The 16532-nt window shown below is 42.8% G+C and carries 16 protein-coding genes and 1 pseudogene; 1 reads left to right on the top strand and 16 read right to left on the bottom strand.

Features of this window, described 5'->3' with window-relative positions; all coding sequences use genetic code 11:
• Nucleotides 1-73: 73 nt before the first annotated feature.
• The 16 genes and pseudogenes from RZ44_RS02260 to bshC all read right to left on the bottom strand — a co-directional run bounded on the left by RZ44_RS02260 (nt 74) and on the right by bshC (nt 15850).
• A complete protein-coding gene (locus RZ44_RS02260; RefSeq protein WP_035808010.1) occupies nt 74-553 on the bottom strand; it encodes a DivIVA domain-containing protein in 480 nt (159 codons plus the stop codon).
• 10 nt (nt 554-563) lie between these two features.
• On the bottom strand, nt 564-1349 hold the full coding sequence (locus RZ44_RS02255; RefSeq protein WP_035808008.1) for a YlmH family RNA-binding protein: 786 nt from the start codon (nt 1347-1349) through the stop codon (nt 564-566).
• A gap of 101 nt (nt 1350-1450) precedes the next feature.
• Nucleotides 1451-1756 (bottom strand): YggT family protein, encoded by a 306-nt coding sequence (locus RZ44_RS02250; protein ID WP_035808007.1) that lies wholly within the window; start codon nt 1754-1756, stop codon nt 1451-1453.
• A gap of 11 nt (nt 1757-1767) precedes the next feature.
• A complete protein-coding gene (locus tag RZ44_RS11450) occupies nt 1768-2352 on the bottom strand; it encodes a cell division protein SepF (RefSeq protein WP_035808005.1) in 585 nt (194 codons plus the stop codon).
• 10 nt (nt 2353-2362) lie between these two features.
• A complete protein-coding gene (locus tag RZ44_RS02240) occupies nt 2363-2992 on the bottom strand; it encodes a YggS family pyridoxal phosphate-dependent enzyme (protein WP_141638968.1) in 630 nt (209 codons plus the stop codon).
• The gene (locus RZ44_RS02235; RefSeq protein ID WP_035808003.1) at nt 2985-3767 is read right to left on the bottom strand and encodes a purine nucleoside phosphorylase YfiH/LACC1 family protein; all 783 of its coding nucleotides are present in this window, start codon (nt 3765-3767) and stop codon (nt 2985-2987) included. The genes RZ44_RS02240 and RZ44_RS02235 overlap by 8 nt, the downstream gene beginning before the upstream one ends.
• Before the next feature lie 298 nt (nt 3768-4065).
• Nucleotides 4066-5019 (bottom strand): annotated as a pseudogene (ftsZ, locus tag RZ44_RS02230) (cell division protein FtsZ); the annotation flags it as partial.
• Nucleotides 5020-5043: 24 nt separating this feature from the next.
• Nucleotides 5044-6531 (bottom strand): cell division protein FtsA, encoded by a 1488-nt coding sequence (ftsA, locus tag RZ44_RS02225; protein WP_035807998.1) that lies wholly within the window; start codon nt 6529-6531, stop codon nt 5044-5046.
• Between the two features lie 104 nt (nt 6532-6635).
• Nucleotides 6636-7919, bottom strand: coding sequence for a cell division protein FtsQ/DivIB (locus RZ44_RS02220; protein ID WP_052108734.1), 1284 nt, complete (start codon nt 7917-7919; stop codon nt 6636-6638).
• A 20-nt stretch (nt 7920-7939) separates the two neighbouring features.
• A complete protein-coding gene (murD, locus tag RZ44_RS02215; protein ID WP_035807995.1) occupies nt 7940-9277 on the bottom strand; it encodes a UDP-N-acetylmuramoyl-L-alanine--D-glutamate ligase in 1338 nt (445 codons plus the stop codon).
• Nucleotide 9278: 1 nt separating this feature from the next.
• Nucleotides 9279-10241: a phospho-N-acetylmuramoyl-pentapeptide-transferase gene (gene mraY / locus RZ44_RS02210; protein WP_035807993.1), complete on the bottom strand. Its 963-nt coding sequence runs from the start codon at nt 10239-10241 to the stop codon at nt 9279-9281.
• Between the two features lie 8 nt (nt 10242-10249).
• Nucleotides 10250-12304 (bottom strand): penicillin-binding transpeptidase domain-containing protein, encoded by a 2055-nt coding sequence (locus RZ44_RS02205; protein ID WP_231856242.1) that lies wholly within the window; start codon nt 12302-12304, stop codon nt 10250-10252.
• Nucleotides 12305-12383: 79 nt separating this feature from the next.
• Nucleotides 12384-12761, bottom strand: coding sequence for a cell division protein FtsL (gene ftsL / locus RZ44_RS02200; RefSeq protein WP_035807987.1), 378 nt, complete (start codon nt 12759-12761; stop codon nt 12384-12386).
• 11 nt (nt 12762-12772) lie between these two features.
• Nucleotides 12773-13702, bottom strand: coding sequence for a 16S rRNA (cytosine(1402)-N(4))-methyltransferase RsmH (rsmH, locus tag RZ44_RS02195; RefSeq protein ID WP_035807984.1), 930 nt, complete (start codon nt 13700-13702; stop codon nt 12773-12775).
• An 11-nt stretch (nt 13703-13713) separates the two neighbouring features.
• Nucleotides 13714-14145, bottom strand: coding sequence for a division/cell wall cluster transcriptional repressor MraZ (gene mraZ / locus RZ44_RS02190; protein ID WP_035807982.1), 432 nt, complete (start codon nt 14143-14145; stop codon nt 13714-13716).
• Nucleotides 14146-14284: 139 nt separating this feature from the next.
• Nucleotides 14285-15850, bottom strand: coding sequence for a bacillithiol biosynthesis cysteine-adding enzyme BshC (gene bshC / locus RZ44_RS02185; protein ID WP_035807980.1), 1566 nt, complete (start codon nt 15848-15850; stop codon nt 14285-14287).
• Nucleotides 15851-15961: 111 nt separating this feature from the next.
• On the opposite strand from bshC, the gene RZ44_RS02180 reads away from it, so the two are divergent.
• Nucleotides 15962-16414, top strand: a complete 453-nt coding sequence (locus RZ44_RS02180; RefSeq protein ID WP_035807978.1) for an N-acetyltransferase — start codon at nt 15962-15964, stop codon at nt 16412-16414.
• Nucleotides 16415-16532 lie beyond the last annotated feature (118 nt).

Below are 16532 nucleotides of genomic sequence, written 5' to 3'. Positions count from 1 at the left end.
GAATGAAAGTTTGCATGTCTAATAATACATATTAATTATGCTAAATATCTTACAATCCGTCAATGTAAATTTGCTATTTTTCGGAATCGTCACCGTCAAATTCAAGTAATCTTTCCCAGTCTTCTGTTTCGAGCAGATCGAGCTGCGCCTGAATCAGCATTTTATAACGGGCTCTGAAGATTTTAGCCTGGCGTTTTAAGTCTTCGTTGTGTTCCATCATATGATTTTCACGCTGGCGGGCACGGCTGATAATCTGCTCGCCTTCAGTCTCTGCTTTCTGGATAATACTGTCACCGTAATTCTGTGCACGCTGTTTAATTTCATCGCCGGCTTTCGATGCGCTTAAAATAGCTTCCTGAATCGAAGATTCAACACTCTTAAAGCTGTTCAGGTTTTCTTCTCTTTCATTCAGCATCTCTTCCAGCTGTGCAATACGTGCATCTTTCTTATCCAGTGCATCCGCTATTTCTGTTAAATGCTGTCTTACCGCCTGTTCGTCCAGTCCGCGGTACACTGTTGAGAATTTTTTATTCGTAATATCTTCTCTCTTCATTCCGTTCACCTCATTTATCAGTTACTATCATTACTTCGAGTCTGTATTTGCCTTTTTTCGTTTCCGCAATTTGTTCCGTAACGACAAATCGCCCAAATCCGCGTACCGAAATTATATCTCCGGTTTCTATTATAAACGATGGCTCATCGACTATCGAATGATTCACTTTAACTTTTTCCTTTTCAACCCGCTCTTTAGACTTTGCTCTTCCCTCTTTTAAGACGAGTGAAACGATTGAGTCGAGGCGGTATGATGAGCTGAGTATAGCCACAGGTTTCATATTAACAGCGGCATCGATAAACTCACCGTGAGGTATTTCGGTTAATTTAAGCGGTGCATTTTTTATTTTTACAAGTTCAGTTTGAAACAGTTCCTTAAATGGTGATGCAACAGCAAACTGGATTGTATCCCCGTTGACGATATCACCGATAATCCCCCGGTCCACTCCGATGCTCATTATTGCACCGAGCAGGTTGCGGTGTGACAGTGTCACAAACTTATCCGGGTACGACACTTCAAAGACAGTAATTTCAAAATCATCCGCCGTATGCTCAAAATATTCCGGCAGAAGCAGCGCCCGGAGCCGTTCGCGTTCACTGTTATTTCCGCCGCCGTAGTACGCGACTGTTATATCCGGATAGCCGCCGCTTAAACTTTCAATCATCTTCTGTTCACGCGGATTTAAAAAATCCGTCAGCACAGCATAATAGTTATTTGAAGCCTGTTCAAACTTACTATTTAATAATGTAAGCATCTCCCGTTCTTCGGGTCTGAAATGCTGGTATATACCTTTCATCAATATCACACCTTAATTAATAATTTAAAACTGCCGGGAATAAATAATCCGTACGCCAGCTGTTCCATCAGGAAACTGTCGTACGGATTGTTCAGTCCGGTTTATAGAAGCCAGTTAAAAATCACTCTGAAGATTTCGTTCATACCTCTGCCGAACAGATTGAAAATGATAATTAAAATTATCGGTGATAAATCCAGCACACCGCCGAGAGGCGGAATCATGCGTCTGAACGGTTCAAGCAGCGGTTCGTACACTTTTCCGAGAAACTCGCCGAATGATGATTCGCGTAATGCCGGAAACCATGAAGACAATATGTAAATAATTAATCCCCATGTAAAGATCGGCCATGCGAAGTTAAAAAACTGCCATACATATATTAATATCGTTCCAATTAATGAATTATCCAAAGTAACTCTCCTTACATTTCATCGAAAAACTCTTCTTTGTCGGAGATTTCACCTTCAACACCAAAACTGTTTGGCGTGCAGAGAAAAATGTCCGCACCTACCTTTTGAATATCGCCTTCTAAAGCATAAACTGTTCCGCTTAAAAAGTCCACGATACGCTTCTTCGGAACCGAATCAATTTTAGTCAGGTTAACTAATGCAGCACGGTTGCTTTTCAGTTCATCTGCAATATCCTGTGTTTCTGCAAATACTCTCGGTTCAAATAGACATACTTTTGTATTCTGGTCATTTACAGGCATTGTTCGACTCTCCCTGTTTTGTGTTGGTGCTGCTTTTGTTTTTGCTTTTTTCTGATCCTGCTGTACACGTGCTTTAGGTGCCGCCGGTTTCTGAGCCCCTTGTTTAGCAACCGGTAGTTTCTTGCCGCTTTGTACCGCTTTTTTAGGTGCCGCCTCTTTTTGACGGCTATTCGGCTGTTTATTCGTATTCAGATTCGTAACTTTCGCCGGAGTTTTTGTCTGTTCTGTCTTCTTATCATTCACAGGAACTTCCTCTTCTACGACAAATAAATCTTTTATAAACTTAGTAATAGCCATTTTCACTCACCTAGCTCCCCATAATTTTACTGCCGATACGTATGTACGTTGCTCCGTATTGCACTGCAATTGGATAGTCGTTGCTCATACCCATACTGAGTTCCGTTACTTCCGGATAGTTGACTGCAATTTCATCACGCAGTGCACGTAAACCTTTAAATGTGTTTTCGATAATTGAACTGTCTTCAGTATTCGGTGCCATTGTCATAAGGCCGATAACCTTAACATATTTGTAGTCTTTCAGCTTACCGATGAACGCTTCAACCTCTTCCGGCTTAAGACCGTGTTTTGAAGCTTCGTCGGACACATTCACCTGTATAAAACAGTTTACAACATGTTGACCTGCCTGTTCAATTTTTTTCGCTACACTTTCACGCTCAAGTGAGTGTAAATAATGAAGATCACCGATGACCTCTTTAACTTTTCTCGACTGCATTGTACCGATAAAGTGCACTTCTGCATCGTCAGGCAGTGCTGCGCGTTTTTCAATGAACCCTTCAATCCTGTTTTCACCGAAATGTCTCACACCCGCCGCGTAAGCTTTAAGCGTTTCTTCCACCGTGTGATATTTAGTAACGGCAATAATTTTAACACCGTCGCCTGTTTCATTTTTTACCTGTTCATAGTTTTCCTTAATCATTATTACGCCTCCCAATAAAAGCCAGTGCACGGCCGGTTTGTCCCTGTTCCATTCTGAAAGAGAAAAACTCATCCGATTCTGTGCCGAGACCGGTTACGCTTATATGTTTTTCATAGATGCCTGCAGACAGTGCCTGGTGCTTATTAACCTCTTTCAAGTCCAGCTGCCAGCCCGTTTTTGTCTGTTCATAAGAACTGTCAGGCAGAGGCTTCAATGCATCGATTACTCTGTCGTCCACTTCATAGAACGACTTGTTGATACCGACACCTATAATCACTCTGAGATCCTCTTTACTGCCTTTATAACAGTCTATCAGCTTTTTTGTAATACTTTCTGACGTTCCCCGCCAGCCCGCATGCGCAAGACCGGTAAAGGTGTCAGTTACACTGTAAACGTATACAGGAATACAGTCGGCATAATTCATCGTTAACAGAACACCGCGTTCATACGTATAAAGTCCATCCACATCGTACAGACTGCTGCCGAGTGTTTTAATATTTGTGCCGCTGTCTGCTGATGTTACTTCTTCAATATTACCGCCATGCTTTTGTATCGGCAGCACCCACGAACTGACCGGGAAGTTAATTTCACCGGCAAGCTGTTCCTGATGGGCATGGACATTTTTACTGTCGTCACCAATATACAGCGCCATATTAAAACTGTTTTCCGGATATGCGCTCTGTCCGCCGTGACGCATCGTGTAACCGAATGTCAGCTCATCCGTCATATCTCCAACGAAATTTTTATGTAGTTTAAATAAATGATTATTAGTCAAATTATCTCCCGCCTATAAAATAAAGGAGATATTGGGTCGCCAATATCTCCGATATATATACAATGCAAAATTATCTTCTGCGTCTTTCTCTTCTAGAGCTGTTCCCTTTAAGGAAAGTCGGTACATCCGGCTCTTCCTGAGAACGTGTATCGAATCTGTCCGGCTCACGAGTGAATCCGTCATCTTCAGCAATATCTCTTGAATTGTATGCAGGTGGCTGGTTAAAGTTGCTTCCGCCGCCACGTGTCTGTGTAGGTTCAGGCTGTTCTGCAGGTCTTTCGGCAGAACGCTGAAGTGACTTCTCATTGAAACCTGTAGCGATTACAGTGATTACAATTTCATCTTCCAGTTCAGGGTTGATAACCGTACCGAAGATCATATTTACATCTTCATCCGATGCATCCTGAACGATGTCAGCTGCTTCCTGTGCTTCAAACAGTGACAGTGATTCTCCGCCTGTGATGTTCATAAGAACACCCTGAGCGCCAACGATTGACGTTTCAAGAAGCGGACTTGAGATTGCTTTCTTAGCTGCTTCAACTGCGCGGTTTTCACCAGCTGAAATACCGATACCCATTAATGCAGAACCCTGGTTTTGCATAATAGTTTTAACGTCTGCAAAGTCAAGGTTAACTTCACCGCTGACAGCGATAAGGTCAGAAATACCCTGGACACCCTGGCGAAGTACGTTATCTGCTTCTTTAAATGCTTCCATCATCGGAGTAGATTTATCTACGATATCTAATAAGCGATCATTTGGGATAATAATCAGAGTATCTACAGCAGCTTTCATCTGCTCAACACCGGCAGCAGCCTGTGTTTGTCTCTTTCTTCCTTCGAAGCCGAATGGACGTGTAACTACACCTACTGTAAGTGCGCCCATTTCCTTAGCGATCTTAGCAACTACAGGTGCAGCACCTGTACCTGTTCCACCGCCCATACCAGCTGTAACGAACACCATGTCCGCGCCCTGGATGGCATCTTCGATTTGTTCGCGTGATTCTTCCGCAGCTTTTTTACCGATGTCAGGGTTTGCACCTGCACCTAAACCGCGAGTTAATTTTTCACCGATCTGGATTCTTGACTCAGCCTTTGAAAGGTTAAGTGCTTGTCCGTCAGTATTAATTGCTATAAATTCAACGTTGGACATACCGTCCTCGATCATACGGTTAACGGCATTATTACCGCCACCGCCAACACCGATAACTTTTAATGTCGCCATGTGGTTAAAACCTTGTTCAAATTCTAACATTAATCTTTCCTCCCAAATGTACTTCTACTCAAATAGATTTTTAAATATTTTTTTAACTTTACTGCCCAGATCGCCTTGCTCTTTAGGTTCCTGTTCGGAACGTTCAGAACGGTTGTCGGCGTCATCATAAGTGTAATCCTCGTATTCGTCTTCAGCAGCATCTTCATCAGCCTGTGATTCTTCAACGCTGTCTTCCTCTGGATAATTGTACTCATCTTCCGCTGAGTCTTCATCCCGGTTAACCTGAAGTTCATTCTCTTCTTTACGTTTTGCAAAAAGCCCTGTAAAGAAGTTTGCAGACTGTGAATCCTGGTCATCATTCACTGCATTGTGTGAATCTGCTTCAGGATAGTCATCATGATTATCAATTGTAACATATTCCAGTAACTCATCAAACATAATTCCGCTTGACAGTACTGAGATAGCGCTTGTAAATTCAGGTTTTCTTGCACCCATCTGATTCGGTATGTGGACTCTTACTTTTTCAGCAACAAGGTCCTGCATCAGTTCTTTGATGCCCCGGATGTTTGCAGAACCGCCTGTCAGAACGAAACCGCCCTGGACATTGTTGATGCCGTTTTTGGCAAGGTCTTCAAAGACAGCCATAAACGCGTCTTCTACAACGAGCTCGATAACATCTGCGAGGTCTTTTGAAGTCACCTCAGCAGGCTTGCCTGAATCGTTCTGTGCAAGCATCATCTTCTCATCATCACTTGCAAGATCAAAGAATGCATGTCCGTATTGTTCTTTGGCCTGGTCTGCTTCATCGTATGATGTATTGAACTCATCAACCAGGTCCAGTGTAATATCACGTCCTGCAATACCCACGCTGTTTGCATATTTTAATGAACCGCGTTCGTAATATGCAAACTGGGTAATGTCAAGGCCCATGTCAATAACGACAGCTCCCAGTTCAATCTCAGCGTCTGTCAGCACATGCTGATAGTTAACCGCATCGGAATATACATCCAGTATAGTTAAACCGGCAGCCTCAACACATTTAACAATGTTGATAAGCAGCGTACGGTTCGCAGAAACAACACCGGCTTTAACTGCCAGACTTTCTTCTGCAATCATTTCTTTCGGATCGTTAACTTCGTGCAGACTGTCTACGACAAAAGAAACCGGATAAACGCTGACTGTCTCATGCTGTCCTGCAGGATCATTCATGCGGACATTTTCGAGCAGTTCCTCGATATGTTCACCGGTAATCTCCGTCGCTTCACCGCCGAAACGTATTGCATCTTCTGTAAAGTGAATGTGAGTATCCGCGATTGGAATTTTAACAAACACTTCATCAATATCTACACCTGAAGCGATTTTCGCTTTTTTAATTGTATCTGTAATTGCATTTTTAGCCTGATCAAAATCATTGATCATCCCTTTAGAAACCCCATCAGTGAAGGTTTGGCCGGTACCAATAACGTTCACACCGTTGTGAAATTTTTCTCCGACCACCACTTTGACACTAGACGAGCCGATATCAAGGGCAACATAATAATGTTCCTTCACCTTATTGCCTCCTACACAGCCATTTTCATAATACTATTTCTAGTTTACATTATACTCTGATTAATGTGAACTATTTCAAAACATTTGTTTCACTTTATCTGATTTTATTCATCAGAAGCACTGTCAATTTCACCAAGTGCTGATCTTACACCGTCGAGCGCCACATTTATATCCTCAATATAGCCGACCTGCGAAGGTTCATTGTAAATATTATCTTTAATTTCCCGTGCATCGGCACTGTCGTACGGAAGATAGCTCGTTCCCACTTCCATATCGATAATACCGCCGGTGTCATCACCAATTTCCTGGCGGATGCCGATATAGTAATTCATTTTATCACTGAACGTTTCATAATCTGCAACGATTTCCTGTCCGTCATTCATAAACACGTGGATGCGCCGCATTGAATTGTCTGTCGGACGGAAATATATTTCTGAAATACTTTCCAGTATGTCGACTTCAATTTCGTTCAGCGCTGCAACCAGGGCGTCGAATTCCTCGCCTTCGAAGTTGTAAATAATCGGTGCATTTCTCGGAGCACTCGGGTAACCGCGCTGGATTCTGCTGTTTTCGAGCACCGGGAAATAAAGATCTTCACTATTAATGTAAGCAATCGCTTTATATTCATTAACATTAACTGTAACACTGTTCGGCCAGTCACGCTCTACTGAAACCTCTTCAATGACAGGAAGCAGTTCCACGTTTTCTTCAGCTTTGCCGGCAGAAATACTGAACATCTTATCCCCTTTACTGAAACCGATGCGTTCTTCGAGTTCTGCTTCGGTTACCAGGCTGTTGCCTTCAAATTTTATTTCCTTTACATCACTCGCACTCGTAAAAACGTACCAGAGCAGTGCTGCAAGGAGCAGTACGAGGAATACGACAATCCCGATATACATATGTATCCGCTTAAATTCAAATTTTTCTTTTTGTTTAAGCGGCTTACCCTTACGGTCATTTTCTGATGCCGTTTTATTGCCCCACTTTTTCTTTCCTGATGCTTTCTCTTTTTTTCCTGTGACTGTTTTATTTTCTTTGCTGTCACCGGAGTCCTGTGCTTCAAAATCTTTATAGTGTTCAATTTTCAAAGCAAGTTCATCGTGCGGTGTCGGTTCTTTTTTTGCTTTTACACCGGGTTTATCATCAGATTTCCCGCTGGTTTTTTTATCGGTTCGCTTCCTTGCGGGTGTATCTTTTTTTACAGCATTGTTTTTCTTATCGTTAACAGGTTTGCTGTCCGCAGTTTTTTTAACATCCTGATGCAGTTCTTTCTGCCCGCTGTCTTTCTGCTCAGGAGTTTTGGCAGTATAGCCGACATATTCTGTATCCTGACGTTTCTTTTTAAGTTTTTCTTTTATGTCATCGATATTTTCCTGATCTTTGTTCATCGGCTATACCTCCTGTTCTGTCAGCTGAGCTTTGCAAAGCCTTCTTTAAAATGATCGCCGCGCTGCTCATAGTCTTTATACTGATCCCAGCTTGCGCATGCCGGTGAGAAAAGTACTGTATCTCCCGGTGCTGCGTGCGCCTGAGTCAGTTCAATGCCCGTATACGGGTTTTCCGTCGTTACCGAGGGAATGTTCATCTTGTCAGCCAGCGCTACGAATTTCTGCGCTGTTTCACCAAAGGTCACTATACGCTTAACATGTCCCGCATACTGCATCAGTTCATCGAGTGACTGTCCTCTGTCCAGTCCGCCTGCAAGCCAGATTACCGGCGTATCAAAGCTTTTCAGTGCAAATGAAGTCGCGAGATTGTTTGTCGCTTTCGAATCGTTGTAATACACGACATCATCGACCGAACCCAGGCGTTCCAATCTGTGTGAAATACCGCTGAATGTGCTGAGCGTGCGTTTGATTGCCCCGTTCGCAACGCCGTGTGCTTTTGCTGTGAGCAGTGTCGCAAGGATATTTTCAATATTATGATCGCCTTTTAGCACTACATCCTGAACCGGCATAATCACTTCACCATGCACGATAAAGTTCCCGTCTTTTACATATGCATCTGCTTCATTGTCTGCATCGAAATACTGCACACGGCAATTTATATCAAGACCGTCCAGCATATGCGCCTGCTTTCTGTTAAAAATCAGCAGATCTTTTGCAGTCATATTTTTAAATATTTCTAATTTCGCATGTCGGTATTCCTCAACAGAACCGTGATAATCAAGATGCGCTTCATAAATATTCGTAATAACTGCGATATTCGGTCTGAATTCTTCGATGCCCATCAGCTGGAAAGACGACATCTCCATCAGCAGCGTATCATCCGGCGTGGCCTCCATCGCCGCATCTGTTGCCGGGTATCCGATATTGCCGCATAAAACCGGTGTACCGCCGTCCTGCTCAAGCATCTCCCCGAGCAGATGTGTACACGTCGTTTTACCATTCGTACCTGTCAGAGCATAAATTGGTGCCTCACTCACATGATGGGCAATTTCAACTTCAGTAATAATCGGGATATTCCGTTCCGCTGCTTCTTTTAAAAATGGAATGCTGTATGGTATACCCGGATTTTTAACGATTAAATCGGCACGGTTTAAAAGGTTTGACGGATGGTGTCCGTCGACAATTTCAACACCCCATGCGTTGTATTTCTGTTCCGCTTCTTCATCGGAAAAAACTTCGTTTGTTGTCAGTGTAACGTTGGCTCCTAAAGTCACCAGTGCATTCACGGCACTTTTGCCGCTCCGTCCGTATCCGAGTACGATAACGTTTTTATTTTCGTAGCCGCTGTATGATTTCATCCTACATCACTCCCAGTACTACACCGAGCACACCGGCAAGTAAACCGGCCGACCAGAAGACGATAACAATTTTCCATTCGTTCCAGCCCGACAGCTCGAAATGATGATGAATCGGAGTCATCTTAAAGATACGTTTCCCCGTCGTTTTAAACGATGCCACCTGCATCATTACACTCGCTGTTTCAATAACAAAGACGATACCAATAACGAGAAGCAGCAGGCTGCTGTTTAACAGGATCGATACTGTTGCGATAATACCGCCGAGTGCAAGTGAGCCTGTGTCACCCATAAAGAGTTTCGCCGGATATTTATTATAAATTAAAAATCCGATCAGAGAACCGATTAAAATAAACAGGAACAAAGCAACTTCTGTTTCACCTGTAATCAGGCTGATTACAAGAAATGAACCGAACGCAATAATAGATGTTCCCGTCGACAGTCCGTCAAGGCCGTCCGTTAAGTTAACCGCGTTTGAGAACCCGACAAGCCAGAACACAATCCATACGACAAAGAATATGCCGAGCGGGATAAACAGTTCCGTGCCCGGAATCTGAATACCTGCATCAATCGATGGAATCCAGTTCATCATAATAATAAAGATAATGACTGCAACTGCAATCTGTGCAAGAAACTTCTGTTTTGAAGACAACCCTGCGTTATCTTTCTTCACGACGATAATATAATCATCTATAAAGCCGATTAACCCAAAACCGACAGTGACGATAATCAGTACAAGCAGTTTGTATATATCATCGACGAACAGCAGTCCGATAACGGACAGAATAATTGTCACTGAAATAAATGACAGTCCGCCCATTGTCGGTGTGCCCGTTTTAATTAAATGACTTTCCGGCCCTTCTTCACGGACTGTCTGTCCAAATTTCATGCGTTTTAATAAAGGTATTAAAATTGGTATCAGTATTGCAGTCAGCACGAGTCCGGCTGCTAAAAATATATAGTTCATAGCTCCTCCTAGTCGTTCGGGTCATTTGACGATAAAGTGATTTCCACAGTTGTATCTTCCGTTACAGCTGTGCCCGCATTTTGAGACTGGCTCTTCACGTACCCTTCGCCTTCGACTGTAATGTTAATTTCCATAAAGTCGGCAAGCAGCAGTGCTTCCCGCTTCGACAGTCCTTTAAAGTCAGGCAGTGTCGGATCCCCGTCTGTCTTCACAAACAGTGAGTCGTACGGCAGCAGTCTGTCATCCTGCGGGAAGTGATCGGTAATCTCTGTACCGTTCCCGACTATTTTCACATCAATTGTATCATTTAATTCATCATTTAAGGCGTCAATTTTCTGACCCCGGTAATCACCGATTTCAACGATCCCCTGATCTCCGGAAACATCAGCTTCAGATACTTCAAGATACTTCAGCGTGCGTTCCATCAGCGGGTTAAATCCTCGTGCAACACCGTTATCCCAAGTTTCACTCTTGTTTTTACTTGCAAGTTTTATACCGTAGTAGATGATTACTTCAGGATCTTCCTTCGGAGCATAACCGAGAAATGAGGTAAAGAACTGGTAGTCCCCGTCCATGTATCCGCCCGTTTCCGGATCGTAAATTTGTGCAGTCCCCGATTTGCCGGTCACTTCATATTCGTCGGATTTATACTGCGGGTTATGGTCCAGTGAACCGTCTATCAGCGTATTCATCTCAGTCATCGTTTTTTCGGCCGCCTCTTTTGAAATGACCTGTCTGACTGTTTCTTCCTTACCGTCGTAAACAACTTCACCTGAATCGTCCGTAATTTCGTCGACGACGTAAGGTTTTTTCATCTTGCCTTCATTCAGCAGTGCCGTCATTCCCTGAATCAGCTGAATCGGTGTTACAGTGGATGTCTGACCGAATGATGTTGTTTTCTGCTGAAGTTCATTATCCCATGCCAGCTGTCCGGTAACTTCGGTCGGGAACTCAGAATCTGTCGTCTGGCCGAAACCGAAGTCTTTATAATAATCGAGCATTTTATCTGCTCCGACTTTATTTTGCAGAATCATCATAAGTACATTCGAAGAATACTGCATTCCTTCATTATACGTAATGTCTCCCCAGCCTTCAGTTTCCCAGTCGTAAATCGTTGCATCCATAACATCCATAGAGCCGGACGTGTAAACTGCATCCGGATCGTAGACGCCCTCTTCTATAGCTGCGGCAAGTCCGAAGACTTTAAAAGTTGAACCGGGTTCAAATGAATATTCGTAAAGCATGTTCAGCCAGCTGTTACCAAATCCTTCCCGTGTTTCCGGGTTAAATGACGGACGCTGGCCGCTTGCAAGAATTTCACCTGTCTCGGCATCTGCAACGACAGCTATAAGCTCTTCCGGCTCAAAGTGGTCATCCATATCATTTAATGTCTCTTCAAGATAGAGCTGGATATTCGGATCGATTGTCAGTTTTACATCATGTCCGTTAACCGGCGGTTTAACATTGTCCGAATTCGGTACAATGTATCCCCACACATCCTGGGCATAATCCACACTCCCAGGCTTTCCTTTTAATAGGTCGTTATATATACGTTCGAATCCAAGCTGTCCGTCAAGTCTGCCGAGTTCATCATTTAATTCGGCAAAACCGATAAGATGGGAAGCGAACTTGCCATTCGGATAAAAGCGTCTCGTTTCAGGTTCAAAAACTATACCCGTTGCTTCCGATTCTTCCAGAAACTTCTTATCGTTATAGGATATATTGCGTCCGGCCTGTCCGAGTTCCATTTGGAACTGGCCTTTCTCAATGTTCTTTTCAATCATTTTCTGTATTTCCGCTTTGTCCATATCGACAACTTCAGACAGCAGCGCCGCAGTTTCCTCCGGGTTGCTTACGTGATTCGGATAATTTTCATCAGTAATAATTGCGATACGGTATGCCTCCATGTCTGCAGCGAGAATATTCCCTTCGCGATCCAGTATTTCACCCCGTTCAGGTTCACTGATCGAGCTGACGGCATACTTATCCTGTCCTCTTGCAATTAAATCCTCTTCATCTATCGTCTGAAATATCATCAGTTTTGTAAACTGACCGATAATCAAAAGAAAAAGCACTCCTATACCGAAATATATCAGGAGTGCGCCAATTGTTACCTTGCTATTTTTAAGACTGATTTTCCGTCTAATCTTCGCCATACTTTTCTACAACCTTTACATTGCTATTATTCAAATCAAGGCCCAGTTCCTGAGCTTTTTCATAAATACGATCGTAGGAAGCAAGGTAAGTGACCTCAGTATTCAACTCACTGATTTCACCATTTTTAACTGCGATAGACTGTTCTAATGATGTTTTTTCATTCTGATAGTTGTACGCTTCCATTTTTAAAGATAGCACATATATGGAAACTGCCGCAATCAGAACGGCAAGTATTATGTAGACGGCCATTTCCATGCGTTTAATACCAACTACTTTTTCTCTTTTACGTGTTTTCGGCTGACGGTCAGGTTCTCTGTATACTTTCTTCGCGGGATTCACTTCAGTATATCTTTCTACTACCATGTCAACACATCCTATACTTGTTTCTCGGCAATTCGAAGCTTCGCGCTGCGCGCGCGCGGGTTCGCTTCAAGATCATCGCCCTCTGCAATAATCGGTTTGCGGTTCACCCTTTTTAATACCGGTTCATATCCTTCGGGGATAATCGGCATGTTTTTCGGAAGCTCCGGCCCCTTTTCATATTCTACGAACATCTGCTTACAAATTCTGTCTTCCAGCGAGTGGAATGTAATTACTGATACACGTCCATCTTTGTTCAGGAGTTCAATTGCCTGTTCCAGTGAACGTTCAAATACGCCAAGTTCATCGTTAACTGCAATTCGGAGCGCCTGGAAAATACGTTTCGCAGGGTGTCCGCCTGTACGCCTGAATTTCTGCGGAATCTGAGACTTAATAATGTCGGCAAGTTCCGTCGTTGTTTCAATCGGCTCAATTTTGCGTAAGCGTTCGATTTCCCGTGCAATCTTTTTCGAAAATTTTTCTTCACCATATCTGAAAAATATGCTTACCAGTGCTTCGTATGAGTACTCATTAACAATCTCGTAAGCATCGAGTTCCTGTGTCTGATCCATTCTCATGTCGAGTCTCGCTGTTTTTGAGTGACTGAAACCCCGCTCTGTAACGTCGAGCTGAGGACTTGAAACACCCAGGTCATATAAAATACCGTCGATGCCTGTCACACCGATGTCGTTTAGTGCTGAAGTTATATTTTCAAAATTAGTATGAATTAACGTTATATTGCTGTGATCTTTAAATTTTTCGCGGGCATTATTTATCGCTGTCATATCCTGATCAAATGCATAGACATGCCCCGTTTCAAGCTGTGACAATAAATATGAAGTATGTCCGCCTCCGCCGAGTGTTGCATCGACGTATATGCCGTCGGGTTTAATATTTAAACCATCGACTGTTTCTTTTAGTAAAACTGAAGTGTGGTTGAACATCCTGTCACATCCTAAAGGTCAAAATCGATTAAATCTTCTGCTATATCTTCAAAGTTATCTTCAGATTCTGTATAAAAATCTTCCCATGCTGCCGAATCCCAAATTTCAATTCTGCTTGAGACTCCAATTACCGTACAATCTTTCGACAGTCCCGCATATTCACGCAGATTCTGCGGAATATTAATACGTCCCTGCTTGTCGATTTCCACGGAAGTGGCACCTGAGAAAAATAATCTCGTAAACTTACGCGCGTCTTTTTTTGTCAGCGGAAGTGTTTTAAGTTTATCTTCAATACGGCTCCATTCATCCACTGTATACGCGAATAAACAGCGGTCGAGGCCACGCGTAATAACGAATTGTTCATCGAGTAATTCTCTGAATTTACTCGGCACAATTATACGGCCTTTCGTATCCAAATTATGTTTGTACTCACCCATGAACATATTCTCACCCCGCTATATATATTAATTTACCACATCTCCCCACTTTCCTCCACAAATTATAAAAAAGATTGGTAAATAATTTTCCAAATAAAAAAAGCGATTTCTTCTAACGAAGAAATCGCGCGGTATACAGCAATTATTAACTTTTTATCAATGTTAATTTGTCGGTGTAACTGAGTGGGGAGTAATCCCAATTTCCGTTCAGATACTGCCATGGATGGTAGAGCCGTTCCTGCAGCGCTCCATTCGGCATCAGCTTTTCACTCAACTCATCCAGATTGTTCAATTCCGTTCTTAACCTGCGTTTAATATCGACAGTGTAACGTTTTTTTAAATAATCCAGCTCATTCATATGAATTTTCTTATTGCCGTCGATAATGCCGCTGCTGAAGTATTCATCTGCGTGATTGTAAAGCGGTTTAAATGCCTCTTCAACCGTCGCCTTAACACGTTCAATTTCATCGATTATGTCGTCATTTGTATGCGTCTCAATAAGCGTTTCCTTTCGCTCCTGAATCTGTCCGGTAATCGTATTGTCGAGTGTCAGCCCGTATCTGTCGAGCAGTTTTTCCAGACGGTCATCCACGTGCATAAATTCCATACGCTTCATAACAATCGGCATCGGCGTATGCATCACTTCAAAGACTTTGTGGAGTTCACCCCAGTATGACACTTCCGCACCGCCGCCTAAAAAGACTGCTGTATTAAACAGCATTTCCTGCATCAGCGGACGCGTTACAACGTTATTCGAAAACTCTGCCGGAGTCTTTTCGATACGTGAAATAATATCAGCTGCGCTGAATATTTCACCGCCGAGTTCATATCCCGATGCTGTTTCTGCTATCAGTTCGCGTGTCGATGATGCATTGCCGAACAGATGGACCTCTGTATCCGTCTGTATCACCGGGGATTTATTCACCGCACTTAAGAATTCTGACTGTCCTGTTTTAAATGCTTCATCAATTTTATGGTGATTTTCGAACATATTTTTAAGCATCGGTACTTCGAGTTCCCTCACCGCTTCAAGATGCGAATTAAAAATTACGAGACCGTCTTCTTTAAATGTGTCGTGGACCAGGCTGTGAAACAGCTCTGTCCACGTTGTACACCGCTCAATCGCAGCAGCAGTTTTCTTTTTTAAATCCGCTGTGTAATTTGAGTCACCGAGATATTTCAGCACTTTATCTAGTACAGCAGTCATCGCTTTTTTATCGTACTGATAAAATCCGATGCTCATCGGCACTGTTAAATTCGGCTTGTAGTGTACTTTCACACGCCTGCGGTGATACGTATCGTATAGATGCGTATGGTTCACTTCATCGAAATCATGATCCTCACCTGCAATCCAAAATACAGGAACTGCATCGTAATCGTATTTTTCCTTAAGCTCTTTAGTCACGACTAAAATTGACACTATCTTATGAATGATATAGGAAGGACTCATGAAAAGGCCTGCCTGCTGGCCGGCAATAACAACCTTGTTCCCTTTTTTAAGCAGTTCAATATTACGCCGCCCGGCATCTGTCAGACCGTACCGCTCCATATCCGCTTCGATAATACTGCCAAGCTCCCCGGTATGACTGTGCGCCGGACGCTGAAGCACTTCTCTGATTCCTGCTTCGTCGTACGATAAACCGCCGTAGAATTGTTTATTGTCAGCTGTATTATGTATGTTCCCTGAAAAATCAATAGTCTCAAAATGCATAAATCTTTCTCCTCAATTAATCGTTATTCAAAGTATAAAATTTATTTAACTATAAAACAATTGAACGGCTTGGCAATTATGAATATACTGTATGAAAAGGAGCGTTGCCATATGTCAAAAGTAAAAAACTTAGCTATTAATTACAAAACAGCAGAAGAATTTAAAAAGTTCCGAGAGTATGGTGCTCAGGAACTGCATATGATTGATGAACTCGAAGCCAACGTAATCGATGCCAATATCGATTCACCATTTTACGGAATCTACCAGGGAGATGACCTGGCTGCACGCATGTGCCTGTATCGCCGGGAGGATACAGATCATCCGATCGACAACGATACAGCAGATTATTTAGTAATATGGAAACTCGAAGTGCTGGAAAAATATCAGGGCAGAGGATTCGGCAGTGAACTGATCGACTATGCCAAATCATTCAACCTTCCTATAAAAGCCATCAGCCGCTTCCAGAATTCCCGCAACTTTTTTGAAAAACATGATTTCGATGCACACGAATACGATATCGAACGTGATCTCGCCGATGAATCATTAATGTGGTACCCAAATTAAAAAGAATACTTAATACTTTCATGTCCGGAATGGCTTTTGCCGTTTCGGATTTCTTTATTAACCCGCATAATGAAATCCGCTTCGATAAACAACTTTCATACGACCACACAGCAAAAAA

Origin of the sequence: Jeotgalicoccus saudimassiliensis (assembly GCF_000756715.1) — a bacterium.
GTDB lineage: Bacteria > Bacillota > Bacilli > Staphylococcales > Salinicoccaceae > Jeotgalicoccus > Jeotgalicoccus saudimassiliensis.
Note: the sequence above shows the minus strand (reverse complement) of the source record. Positions and strands in the feature narration are given on the sequence as shown.